Here is a 12099-nt window from a genome sequence, read left to right as displayed (position 1 = left end):
GGTAGAATGCCAAGATACGGAGTCCTCGGCAGTTTCCATGTTAGCGCAGCGCCTTGACAGCTCCTCAGGTCTCCCCGGCGCGAACGCACACCACCAGGTGGTGCACTGCCGGACGAGAAGACATTCAGGAGACAAGTTTTTGACCAGCACGCATGTTGCCCCGCCGGAGGTGAAGTCCAAGGTGTTAGCCAAGCTGCCGTTCAGCATCGGCACCGCGACGTCGGCCGTTTGGCAAGGATTTGCCGGATCCCTCCTGTTGTTTCTGGGATCCCTGGGTGTCGGCTGGCTGGCCAGCAGCTCAGTGTTGATCCGGACACCGCTGATCATTTTTGCCCGGACCACACCTGCGGCCGTGATTGTCACCACCCTCATGCTGTGTGTGGGCGCGGCACTCATGCTGCGCGCCTGGTTGCGGCTGCGCCAACACCTGCGGGATTGGGACGACGCCTCGGGGCCCGTGCTGAAAAAGGCGCTGATGTTGTGGGTGGCGCCCATGATGTTCGCCCTGCCGCTCTTCAGCCGCGATTCCTATGCCTACATTGGCCAGGGCCGGCTCATGCAGCAGGGCCTGAACCCGTACACGAACGGCATCTCGGCGCTGAACAACTACTTCCTGCTGGGCCCCGACACGCTGTGGACTGAGGCCCCCACGCCGTATGGGCCGCTCTGGCTGTGGCTGGAACACCTTGCGGTGCTGCTGCCTGCTGGCAGCCCGGAAATCGCCTTGATCCCGTTCCGCCTGGCGAGCCTGGCCGGCGTTATTTTGCTGGCCATCTATGTGCCCAAACTGGCCGCCCGGCACGGCTTCAACCCGCACCGCGTGACCTGGCTGGTGGTGCTGAACCCGATACTCCTGATCAACTTCATCGCCAGCGTCCACAACGACTCACTCATGCTGGGCCTGGTCGTTGCCGGCATCTACCACGCCTCCGCCAAGCGGCCCATTGTTGGCATCTTGTTTGTCACCGCCTCCATTGCGATCAAGCCCATCACCTTGATCGCACTGCCCTTCGTAGCCCTGTTGTGGGCCGGGTCGCAGGCCGGCTGGGTCCGCAAGTTCGGCATGTGGGCCGCCACCTTGGGAATTTCGACGGCGGTCATGGCCGCCATGGGTGCCGTCAACGGCCTCGGCTTTGGCTGGCTGGCCGCCTTGCAAACACCAGGCACCGTCTGGATTTGGTATGCCCCGGTGGGACTGTTCTCCAACACGGTTGGCTTTGTTGTGGGGCTGTTCGGCAGTGCCGGGGCAGCCGTCACGGATGTCATCCAATCCATGGGCCAGGTTGTTTCAATTCTGGCCGTCATGGCCCTGGCGTTCCTGAAGATCAGCCTGCCGCCGGCCCGTGGTTCCCAGCAGTCCGGGGGCCCCGGTGCCCTCGGCGACGATCAGCGCTACAGCCAGCTGGTGCTGCGCCGCATGGCCTGGGCGTTTGCTGCCGTCGTGGTGCTCTCGCCCATGATCCAGCCCTGGTACATGTTGTGGCTGCTGGCATTCTTTGCCGTGACCGGCATTGAGGAAGGCTGGCAACTGCGCACTGTCCTGTACCTGACGGCGTTCTTCACCGCGATCGCCCTGACCGACCAGCTCAGCATTTTCCCGTGGATTCCGGTGGTGCTGATCCGCTCGGTGGCGATCACGGCCACCCTCATCTGCATCCTGTACGTGATGTTTTGGGACAGGAAAACCCGGGGCTCATTCCTGCCCAAGCATGACTCCCTGGCACACTCCCGCTGACCCGCTGACCCGCTGACCCGCTGACCGCTGACCGCTGACCTAGCGAGATGTGAGATGACGCCCGCTTGCCCCGAGGCTACTTTTGCCGAGATGTGGGATGACGCCCGCTTGCCCCGAGGCTACTTTTGCCGAGATGTGAGATGACGCCCGCTTGCCCCGAGGCTACTTTTGCCGAGATGTGGGATGACGCCCGCTTGCCCCGAGGCTACTTTTGCCGAGATGTGGGATGACGCCCTGTGCGTCCCGCAGGCCACGCCGTTCTTACAGGTGCTTGAGCGCCTCGCGCCGTGACAGCGGGCTGAGTTCGTGTTCCGCGACAAAACGGAGCACCCAGCCGGGATCGGTCCTGGCATGTTGGCGCAGCGCCCAGCCGATCGCCTTGCGGATAAAGAATTCCCTGTCGGCCAGGTTTGGTTCAATCACGTCGCGCAGCAGCTGCACATCCGTGGCGCCCTTGGCCGGAAGCTGGGCAATGATCGCGGCACGCCGGAACCAAAAGTTCGGATGCACACTCCACTCCCGCAGCAGCGACTCCATCATCCCGCGCTCAACTTGCAGCAGTTCACACAGGCGCGGCGCAACCGCATCAACAAAATCCCACCATTGCCCTGTCTCAATAACGACGGCGTACAAGGGCAGGAGCCGCGCCTCACCCCTGCCCAGGCGTGAGTCGGTGAGCATGATGGCGGCATAGCGTTCTTCACGGTGTTGGGCGGTGGCCCACAACTCCATGGCGGTCGCGAGCAGCTGGTCGGCCCCGGAAAACGGGTGGGTGCGGGCCAGCGAGCGCACCGTCCGGCGCACAGCGGGCGAGGGGACCCCGAGGAACGGCATGGCGGATTTCATGTAGGCAGCCATGCCCTCAGCCTTTTCCGGGATGGCAACCTCGTTCAGTGCCTGTCCCAACGCCTGGAGAAAAGCCGCGTTGGCGGGGCCCGGGATGCCGGCCGGTTCAGGGGAAGTCATTCCACAACATTAGCTGCGGCAGTAGCATGTGGAATATATGGAGCAAAGCACTGCATTGACAGCCGGGCAACTGATTGTTGCCCTGCGCCTGGCCGGATGCGTCCATGCGGAGGAAGAAGCAGCGATCCTGCTGGAAGCAGCCCGGCCGACGGCAGGTTCGGCGGAGGACGCTGTGGCCTGCCCGGGAACCGCCGCGGCAGCTGGCCCGGGGGACAGGCTGGCCCAGATGCTGGAACAGCGCAGGCAGGGAATCCCGCTGGAACACATTGTGGGGTGGGCGGAGTTTTGCGGGCGGCGCGTCGCCGTGGTCCCGGGCGTGTTTGTGCCGCGCAAGCGCAGCGAGTTCCTTGTGGAACAGGCCCTCGCGGTGCTCGCCCATTCAGTCCGGGCTGACACCGACACTGACGCCGTCGCCGCACCGCTGCGGCCGGTGATTGTGGACCTCTGCTGCGGCACCGGGGCGCTCGGTGCCGCCATCGCCTGCGCGCTGCCGGAGTGTGAGCTGCATGCGGCCGACATTGACGCCACAGCCGTTGCCTGTGCCGCGGGCAACATTGCACCCTTTGGCGGGCGCGCCCATTGTGGCGACCTCTTTGCCGCGCTGCCGAAACACCTGCGGGGGCGCATCGACGTGATCGTGGCCAACGCCCCGTACGTTCCCGCAGCCGCCATTGCCTTCATGCCACAAGAGGCGCGGCTGCATGAGCCCGACATCGCGCTCAACGGCGGGGCTGACGGGCTTGCGCTGCACCGCAGGATCGCCGAACAGGCCGGTGCCTGGCTGCGTCCCGGTGGAACAGTGCTCCTTGAATGCAGCGAAAAGCAGGCCTCGCGTAGTGCCGCCATCCTGGCTGGTCATGGATTTGTGACGGGCACGGCAGTCAGCGAGGCTCTGGACGGCGTCGTAGTCACGGCCCACTGAAAGACCGGTGACAGCGGGCAGGGTCTTCTATTCGACGGCGGAACTGGCTAGCCTCGGTATACCCGCCCCGGTTCGGGGTCCGTACCCTAACTCCTTCGAAGGAGAACTGCATGAGTTTGCACAGCCAGCACAGCGACCGTGATGTAACGATTGCCGGGAGCGCCTTTGATTCGGGCCTCGATGCGATCCCCAGGCACACACTGCCGCAGGGCACGCAGGATGCGGATGCGGCCATGCGCTTCGTCCGGGACGAGCTCATGCTTGATGGCAATGCACGGCAAAACCTGGCCACCTTTGTCACCACCTGGATGGAGCCGCAGGCGTCGGCCTTGATTCAGGCGTCCCTGGAAAAGAACATCATCGACAAGGACGAATACCCGCAGTCGGCCGAGATTGAGCGGCGCTGCGTGAATATTCTGGCAAACCTGTGGCATGCCCCTGAACCCACAGGCGAGGCGGACGCCGTCGGATGTTCCACGACCGGGTCATCGGAGGCGGCGATGCTCGCGGGGATGGCGCTGAAATGGCGGTGGCGTGCGCGCCGGGAGACCGCCGGGCTCGATGCCAGCAGGCCCAACCTGGTCATGGGTGCCAACGTCCAGGTGTGCTGGGAAAAGTTCGCCCGCTACTGGGATGTGGAGGCCCGGCTGATCCCGCTCGACGGCGCAACCCACCTGACCGCCGACCAAGCCGCTGCCGCGTGCGATGAAAACACCATCGGCGTGGTCGCGGTGCTGGGCTCCACCTTTGACGGGTCCTACGAACCCGTGGCCGAGATTGCCGCCGCCCTCGATGCGCTCGCAGCAGCCACCGGACTGGACGTGCCACTGCACGTGGACGCTGCCTCAGGCGGGTTCATTGCTCCGTTCCTGGATCCGGACCTGCTGTGGGATTTCAGGCTCGACCGGGTGAAATCCATCAACTCCTCCGGACACAAGTACGGGCTCGTCTATCCCGGTGTTGGCTGGGTCGTGTGGCGCAGTTCCGAGGACCTGCCAGCGGAGCTGATCTTTAGCGTCGACTACCTGGGCGGCTCCATGCCCACCTTTGCGCTGAATTTTTCGCGCCCGGCTGCCCAAGTCATCGCCCAGTATTACACGCTGGTGCGCTACGGGTTCGACGGCTACCGGCGCATCCAGCAGCGCTCCCGCGACATTGCGGGCGTCCTTGCCAGCGGAGTGGAGGCGGTGGGCCCGTTCACGCTGCTCAGCCGCGGCGATGAGCTTCCGGTCCTCGCCTTTAAACTCACGACGCCGGACGGCTGGTCGGTCTATGACCTCTCGCATGAGCTGCGCAGCTTTGGCTGGATAGTGCCTGCGTACCCCATGCCTGAAGGGATGGCTGATGTTGATGTGCTGCGCGTGGTGGTGCGCAACGGCTTCACCTTTGATTTGGCCGGAATGTTTCTGGCGGACCTGGCCAAGTCGGTGCAGCGTTTGGCGGGGCGTCAACCGGACCGGGTGGCGTTCCACCACTGACGTACCCCGCCGCCACTGACGCGTCCTCCGGCAGTGACGTGCCCCGCCGCGGAGCGGTGCTGGAGTGGCGGAAAAGCGGGCCTTTCCCAATGGCGCCGGATGCGCGAAAATTGAGTGAAAGCCGGCCAGTCGCTGCGGGCTCCAACGAATAGGGCACGCCATGAAACCCCGATTTGGCCAAGGAGCAGTGGTAGTGGGCGTGTTGCCCGAGCAGGATCCGGCGGTGCAGAACGAGGCAGGCGCCTTGGCAGCGGCCTTGGGGGTCGAACTGGTTGCTGCCTACGTTGATCCAGGCAGCTACCTGATTGAGTGGGATCCCAGCGGAAATGTCTTGGGCAAGTCCCTGAACAGGGCTCTGGACCCTGATGATGAGGCGGCCTCTGCCGTGCTTGAGCTGGGACCGTTGCTGGAGGAACTGGCACAGCAGTATGGGCTGCAGCACAGCTTTCGTGTCCTGGGTGGGGACCCTGCCATGGCGCTTGGCCGGCTGGCGGAAGCCTGCCATGCGGCGGTCATCGTGGTCGGGGCCCGCCGCTCGGGCCTGCTTGCCGGTGTCAACGAAGTGCTCACCGGCTCGGTGATCCGCAAGTTACTGGCTACCCAGTCGATCCCGGTCCTGGCCATCCCCCGTGTCGATGCGCACCCGCCACTGCACGGCTGAGAAAGTTGCTCGGCATCGCGCCTTCCCCGCTCTGTCGAGATGTGCGATCGCGCCCTCTGTCAGCGACCCATCCGTGTTGCGAGAGGGCGTCATCTGACATCTCGACGGAGGGGGAGGGTGGGCTTGGGGCTAAGACAGGGTGGCCAGCAGTGCCGTGTGGATCCAGTCGCGGTAGCGGGGCACGCTCCAGCCGAGATGCGCCACGAGCGTGGCGTAACTGTCGGGGTGTCCCAGTGCGAAGATGGCCGCAGCGGCGTCGTCGTCGCTCATACCATTGCCGAGCCCGCCGCGTGCACGGAGGGCTGCTGCGGCCAGGCGGTAATTGGCGAGTCGTTGCCCGGCGCGCCTGTCTCGCAACGTTGCCACGGCGGGGTCGACGGCGGCGGCCTGGCTGATGATGGTGAAGACGGCCTGGCTGCGGGGCATCCCTTCGGCAAACCAGTCGGCCAGGACGCCGACGACGCCCTCCACCCCCTCCGCCTGAGCCACCCGTTCCTGCATGAATTCCGGCACGGTAGCCGGGGCGTTCGGCCCGGCCACGGCGGCGTCAAGGACGGCTGACAGCAAGGCCGGCTTGTTGCCCACGGAGTTGTAAATGGTTTGAATGGCAACACCTGCCCGGGTGGCTATCGCCTCGATGGAGGTGGACATGTAGCCGTTGGCCAAAAATAGCTCCCCGGCGGAGGCCACAATTAGCTCCCGTGTCTGCAGCGACTGGACCTGGCGGCGGCCCGGGCGTGCTGGTGTGTCTGCGGTTTGAACCATAAAAAAAGAATAGCATTCCAGTCAGTGGAAGCGTATTCTAATGGAATGGTTTTACGGCTGCTTCGTGGAGGCGCATCATGACTGGACATCAGTTGGGCGACACCGTCATTGTTGGCGCGGGACAGGCCGGCCTGTCAACAGCGTTTGCGCTCCGGGCCAGGGGCCTGGACTGCCGCCTACTGGAAGCCGCCGACTCCCTGGGGGACAGCTGGCGGCAGCGCTGGGACTCGCTGCGGCTCTTCACCCCGGCACAATATTGCTCACTTCCGGGCAGGGTGTTTCCGGCAGACAAGGGGAGTTTTCCCACGAAGGACCAGGTCGCCGACTATCTGGGTGCCTACGCGGAAGAGCTGAATGTCACCACCGGGGTTTCCGTGACTGGCATTTCCTCAACGGGGGTCTCCGCGGCCGGGGCCCACCGGGACGGTGCCGCCTTCACGCTGGACACCTCCGCCGGGGAGCTCACTGCACGCCACGTCGTCGTCGCCACGGGGGCAACCTCCACAGCCTGCACCCCCGACCTGGCGGGCAAGCTTTCCCCCGCCGTCCACCAGCTGCACAGCAGTGAGTACAGGAATGCCGCCCAGCTGCCCGACGGCGGCGTGCTCGTAGTGGGCGCCGGAACGTCCGGCATGGAAATCGCCATCGAACTGGCCCAGGACCATGAGGTGTGGCTGGCGGGCCGGGCGCCATTCCACATTCCCGATGCCGTGCTGGAACATGCCGGCGGGGCGTACTGGCAATTCATCAACAGGGTGCTGACGCGCCGGACACCGCTGGGGCGCAAGATTGCCCGGGACTTCACGGCGCAGGGAGGTCCGCTCATTTCGGTGTCCATTGCCGACGCCGAGCGGGCCGGCGTCAGGTGCCTGCCGCGGCTTGAAGACCTTGACGACGGCGGACGGCCGGTTTTCGCGGACCGGCCCGCCTTGGACATCGCGACGGTCATGTGGGCCACCGGTTACAAGCCGGACTATGGCTGGATTGACGGGCAGCCCGGTGGGGAGCTGCCCGGCGTCGGTCTTCCTGTGGACGGCAGGGGCTGGCCCGTGACGCAAAGGGGCGAAGTCCCTGAGATTCCGGGACTGTACTTTGTGGGCCTGCCGTTTCAGTACGGACTGACGTCTACCCTGCTGGGTGGGGTGGGCCGGGATGCCGCCCATGTTGCGGCCCGCATTGCCCGGCGGGAAAGTCAGCGCCCTGCGGCCACAGCGGCAGCCAATTGAGCCAGGCCCTTTTCAAAGTCGGCACCCACCAGCTTGTCCATGTTCACAAATAAGGCAAACACCCGTCCCACCCCCTTGTTTTCCCCTGTCATCATCCATGTGACGCGTGTTCCGGTGCCTTCCGGGACAAACGTGAAGGTGGTGGGGTTGACCGCCTTCATTGGCTTGGTGAACGCAAGGCGGATGTGAATCCTGGAGGGCTCGGAGGCCTCCAGGATTTCCATGGTGCCGGCACCAGCCTTGCCGTTGCCCCGCCACGCGTACTTGGCGCCAACGCCCTCAGCCGGACCAGAGTACGACCGTTGCATTGACGGGTCAATGCCTTCCCACGGGGACCAGCTCAGCCAGCCCCGGAAGCCGATGACGTGCGGGTAGATTTCCTCTGCAGGGGCGGGTAGGAAGGCGCTGCGGGAGATACTGAAGGTGGACATGGGGACAGCCTATGCCTTTGCCTGCATCATGTCCGCAGCGCACGCAGCATTGTTCAAGGCCCTGTGGATCGGCAGGGTCAGCACTGGTTGTGCGCCGGTCCACAGGGCGACCACAAGACGGGATCAGCTAATCGTCGTCGGGCCCCTCTGCGGCTGCCTGCGAGTGCATGCGGATCTCAGGCATGTCGAGTCCGTCATTTCCTTCGACGGCGGTTTCGCTGTGTTCACGTGGACTGCCCGCCTCACCTTCAGCGGCTGTCGTGTGCGGTGAACCCGAAGCTGTTAAGTTGCCCATGATGATGCCTTCCTTCCTGCCGGGCGGCAATTGGGTGCCGCGGGGCCCTACCTTCATTGTGGTCCTTTGCCGGAGGATTGTCATGAGGTGATCACAACGCACGGCGGGTCAGCGGCGCAAGATCCCATTCGTCGTCGGACAGTTTCACAAGGGCGGTTGAGACCATCACCGTGCACAGGGTGGTCAGACCCCAGCCGAGGGTCAGGTCCAGCAGCCGGCTGGGAATGACGACGGCCGCAATGAAGTGCACGGGTTGCGAGGCGATGAGCGCAATCCAGACCCAGGGCTGCACCACTTTTGCCCTGCCCAGGGCCACCGCCAGGACGATCATGCCGGCCAGGTGGCCGAACAACCAGAAGATTCCGGCCACCGCGTTAACGGGGTCATCAACGATCAAGGCGTTGATCTGGACAAGCTGCGCTGCGTCAAAGCCGTTGTTGCCCAGCAGATTTGTCAGATAGTCGGTGCTGGCGGTGTTGGTGCTGCCAACCCACGACACGAACAACAGGCCCGCACCAATAGTTGCCAGCACGGGGGCCCCGCGCCGGGCCACAAATCCCATGGCCAAGGCGCCCAGCAGCAGTGCCGGCATCAGGGGCAGCCCCATCCAGTTCAGCACGGTGATGGAGCCGGGGTTGGCCAGGACGTTGTCCACGATGGTGTCGGGGTTCTGGTCCGTCCAGTACGGCATGATGCCCCTGCCGATCGTGACGCCCAGGGGACCCAGCGGGATGAGCACCGCGGCGCCGATGCGCCAGAAACGGCGGAGATCCCGCACCGGCCGCGCTGCGGTATCAGTGGTGGTCAATGCTTGTGTGCGGCTCATGGCCGGCTCCTGTCAATTGTGTGTGCCGGCCGCTTCGGCCGGTGGTTTAAGCGTGGCCCGGCGGGTCGCGGTGCGGCAGGTGGCCGGCACCGGGAATTGTCTGCGTGCCAGTACGGAGGACTACCGGAGGGGTGCGGGAATACACTGGAAACATGCGGCGGTTGCGGGCTGAACCAGTTGGCATTGTGGCAGTGTCCCTTGGGGTTGCGGCCATGGGATTTCTGCTGCCGGCGGTGGTCTCGGGGGAGCCGCCCGAACTGTGGCCGGTGCTGTCTGCGGCGGCCGGCCTGCCGTCCCTGGCGCTGGGCGTGGCCCTGCTGTGGCTGCGCCCGCACAACCGGACCGGACTGCTTTTGGCACTCGCCGGGTTTGTCGCCCTCCTCCTGGCCGGCGTTGACAATTACCTGCAGGTGGCCCAGCTCCTGCAGGAAACCGGAACGGGCAGCATTCCCGTCAATGGTGCCTCCGTGGCTGCGGCGCAGGGAAGCTGGATGCTGTATTACCTGCCCTGGGCCTGGCTTTTGCTGGTGTTTCCCAGCGGCGCCCCCGCCAACCGGCTTGACCGGATAGTGGCGGCCGCCCTGCCCTCAATTGTGGTTTTGTTCAATCTACTTGCGGCGCTGGGACCCGTGGCTTCACCCCTGCCCGAGGCAAACCGGGACGTGGCACTCGTGCCGGGGGCGGATGTAGTGGCCGTGCTGTTGCTGCCGCTCTTTTTCGGGGCACTGTTGGTCTGCGTGGTTCGTTTTGCCGTCCGGTTCAGCCACGCACCCGCGGCTGAGCGGGTGCAGATGCGGTGGCTGGCCGCCGCCGGTGCTCTGGTCCCCGCCACCTTGCTGTTGTGCTGGGCAGGCTACCTGCTGGGCGGTTCCTCGGATGTTGTGGTTGTCGGGCTGTTGCTGATCTACCTGCTCCTTCCCGCGCTGGTGGCTGTTGCCGTGCTGCGTGCCGAGCTTTTCGACGTTGACCGGGTTCTTGCTGCAGGGCTTGTTGGGACTGGACTTGGTGCCGTTGCACTGGCAGTGCTGGCAGCCATTGGAGGTTGGGCGGGTGCGGCACTGGGGCAGGAGTCGACGGCGGCCACGGCGGCCGCCACGGCAGTCATGGTGCTCCTGCTGTTGCCGGTGCACAAGATGCTGGTGCGATGGGTGGACAGGCGGCTTTTCCCACAGCGGTGGCTGATCATGCAGTCTGTTGCTGCCCTGGAACATGACGTGTACGCCGGAAGGGCCCTGCCCGAAGACCTGGATATACGGCTAAGGGCCGCCCTGTCGGTGCCGAGCCTGGAGGTCGGCTATGTGCTGCCTGGCACGGGGGAAGTAGTCGATGCGAGGGGCGGGGCAATACTGCCGGACACCTCAGCCATTGCTGTTGTGGTGGCCGGCGAGGCCGTGGGATTCCTGGACCATGTCCCCGAACTGGGGCACACGGGAACGCCTGACCGGGTCCTCATGGCCGCGCTCGCCAGGCCCATGGAACTGGTGCGGCTGCGTCTGGAGCTGTCCATGGCGCTGGCAGAGGTCGAAGCTAGCCGGGCCCGTATCCTGGCAGCGGGCTATGTGGAGCGCCAACGGCTGGAGCGGGACCTGCATGACGGTGCCCAGCAGCGGCTGGTGGCACTGGGCATGTCGCTGCGCCTGGCCCAGCGACACCTGGGGATCGAGCAACATGAGCTGCACGGGGTCATGGATGCGGCCGTGGCGGAATTGGGGACGGTGGTGGCGGAGATCCGCCAGCTGGCTCACGGGATCCGCCCCAGCAGCCTGGAAGCAGGCCTGCCAGCGGCCTTGGAGCAGCTGTGCCACACGGCACCATTCCAGGTGGACCTGGAGCTTCGCCCCGCCGGGAACCCGGAGGCCGCCATCCCGGAAATGGTGGGCACCACCGCGTACTTTGTTGCCAGCGAAGCCGTGGCCAATGCCGCAAAATACGCCCAGGCCAGCAGGATCGCCGTCTGCCTTGAGCACGGTGGGGGCGTGATCCGCATCGGTGTGCGCGACAACGGCGGCGGCGGGGCAGTGCTCCGGCGAGGCGGGGGCCTGGCGGGACTGATGGATAGGGTGGCGGCACAGGGCGGCACCCTGCAGGTGCTCAGCCCGGCAGGCCACGGCACGCTCGTGGAGGCGGAACTGCCATGCGCCTAGTCATTGGTGAGGATTCGGCGCTCTTCCGGGACGGCCTCGCCCGCCTGCTGGCGGATGCGGGCCACGAGATCCTCGCAGCCGTGCCCGACGCCGTCACCGCCCTGGCAGCCATCCGTGCCCTTGCCCCGGACCTGGCCATCCTCGACATCCGGATGCCGCCGGACTGCTCCGACGACGGCGCCCGCGTGGCGGTCACGGCCCGGGGCGAGTTCCCCCACATGGGCCTTGTGCTCCTGTCCCAACACGTGCAGGCACGCCTGTCCGCAGACCTGGTGGGGGCGGGCAGCTTCGCCTACCTGCTCAAGGACAGGGTGCTGGACATTGACGAGTTCCTTGACGTCCTGGAACGTGTCCGCGACGGCGGCACCGCCCTCGATCCCGAAGTGGTTGCCCGGCTGCTGGGCGCCCGCAGGGCCGACAACAGGCTGGCCCAGCTCACGCCCAGGGAACACCAGGTGATTGCCCTCATGGCGGAAGGTCTCACCAACACGGGGATAGCGCACAGGCTGTGGCTGACCCCGCGGACCGTCGAAACGCATGTCAGCAACATTCTGAACAAGCTTCAACTGCCGCTGGGCTCCGACGACCACCGCCGCGTCCTGGCCGTCATCGCCTATCTTGGCACCCAAGGTGCGGTTCCGGCCTGAAAG

At 65.5% G+C, this 12099-nt stretch carries 12 protein-coding genes; 7 read left to right on the top strand and 5 right to left on the bottom strand.

Translation table 11 applies throughout. The annotated features are described in order from the left end of the window. The first annotated feature begins 139 nt into the window (after nucleotides 1–139). Entirely contained in the window at nucleotides 140–1735 is a 1596-nt protein-coding gene (gene mptB / locus art_RS05235; protein WP_052136025.1) for a polyprenol phosphomannose-dependent alpha 1,6 mannosyltransferase MptB, read from the top strand. Nucleotides 1736–1996: 261 nt separating this feature from the next. On the opposite strand, the gene art_RS05230 is transcribed toward mptB, so the two are convergent. Beyond that, nucleotides 1997–2701 carry a DNA alkylation repair protein gene (locus art_RS05230; RefSeq protein ID WP_052136024.1) on the bottom strand — a complete coding sequence of 235 codons (705 nt, stop codon included), beginning with the start codon at nucleotides 2699–2701 and terminating at the stop codon, nucleotides 1997–1999. Nucleotides 2702–2738: 37 nt separating this feature from the next. On the opposite strand from art_RS05230, the gene art_RS05225 reads away from it, so the two are divergent. The 3 genes from art_RS05225 (at nucleotide 2739) to art_RS05215 (ending at nucleotide 5762) form a co-directional block, all read left to right on the top strand. Further along, nucleotides 2739–3623 carry a putative protein N(5)-glutamine methyltransferase gene (locus tag art_RS05225; RefSeq protein ID WP_038462945.1) on the top strand — a complete coding sequence of 295 codons (885 nt, stop codon included), beginning with the start codon at nucleotides 2739–2741 and terminating at the stop codon, nucleotides 3621–3623. Nucleotides 3624–3733: 110 nt separating this feature from the next. Further along, on the top strand, nucleotides 3734–5101 hold the full coding sequence (locus tag art_RS05220) for a glutamate decarboxylase (protein WP_038462942.1): 1368 nt from the start codon (nucleotides 3734–3736) through the stop codon (nucleotides 5099–5101). Between the two features lie 160 nt (nucleotides 5102–5261). Then, on the top strand, nucleotides 5262–5762 hold the full coding sequence (locus art_RS05215) for a universal stress protein (RefSeq protein ID WP_038462940.1): 501 nt from the start codon (nucleotides 5262–5264) through the stop codon (nucleotides 5760–5762). 129 nt (nucleotides 5763–5891) lie between these two features. On the opposite strand, the gene art_RS05210 is transcribed toward art_RS05215, so the two are convergent. Then, entirely contained in the window at nucleotides 5892–6527 is a 636-nt protein-coding gene (locus tag art_RS05210) for a TetR/AcrR family transcriptional regulator (RefSeq protein ID WP_038462937.1), read from the bottom strand. Nucleotides 6528–6604: 77 nt separating this feature from the next. Between art_RS05210 and art_RS05205 the strand changes: the two genes are divergently transcribed. Then, nucleotides 6605–7753: an NAD(P)/FAD-dependent oxidoreductase gene (locus art_RS05205; protein ID WP_038462934.1), complete on the top strand. Its 1149-nt coding sequence runs from the start codon at nucleotides 6605–6607 to the stop codon at nucleotides 7751–7753. Here art_RS05205 and art_RS05200 read toward each other — a convergent pair. The 3 genes from art_RS05200 to art_RS05190 all read right to left on the bottom strand — a co-directional run bounded on the left by art_RS05200 (nucleotide 7720) and on the right by art_RS05190 (nucleotide 9305). Further along, the gene (locus art_RS05200) at nucleotides 7720–8184 is read right to left on the bottom strand and encodes an SRPBCC family protein (RefSeq protein WP_038462932.1); all 465 of its coding nucleotides are present in this window, start codon (nucleotides 8182–8184) and stop codon (nucleotides 7720–7722) included. The genes art_RS05205 and art_RS05200 overlap by 34 nt on opposite strands. Nucleotides 8185–8311: 127 nt before the next feature. Beyond that, nucleotides 8312–8536 carry a hypothetical protein gene (locus art_RS05195; protein WP_038462930.1) on the bottom strand — a complete coding sequence of 75 codons (225 nt, stop codon included), beginning with the start codon at nucleotides 8534–8536 and terminating at the stop codon, nucleotides 8312–8314. 34 nt (nucleotides 8537–8570) lie between these two features. Next, nucleotides 8571–9305 (bottom strand): hypothetical protein, encoded by a 735-nt coding sequence (locus tag art_RS05190; protein ID WP_038462928.1) that lies wholly within the window; start codon nucleotides 9303–9305, stop codon nucleotides 8571–8573. Between the two features lie 152 nt (nucleotides 9306–9457). Between art_RS05190 and art_RS20840 the strand changes: the two genes are divergently transcribed. Next, a complete protein-coding gene (locus tag art_RS20840) occupies nucleotides 9458–11449 on the top strand; it encodes a sensor histidine kinase (RefSeq protein WP_052136022.1) in 1992 nt (663 codons plus the stop codon). Then, complete coding sequence (locus art_RS05180) at nucleotides 11440–12096, top strand: response regulator transcription factor (protein WP_038462926.1); 657 nt, start codon at nucleotides 11440–11442, stop codon at nucleotides 12094–12096. Before art_RS20840 ends, art_RS05180 begins: the two co-directional genes overlap by 10 nt. Nucleotides 12097–12099: the final 3 nt, after the last annotated feature.

It is taken from the genome of Arthrobacter sp. PAMC 25486, from assembly GCF_000785535.1.
Classification (GTDB): domain Bacteria; phylum Actinomycetota; class Actinomycetes; order Actinomycetales; family Micrococcaceae; genus Specibacter.
The sequence above is the reverse complement of the archived record's forward strand: the minus strand, read 5'-3'. Positions and strand labels throughout refer to the sequence as shown.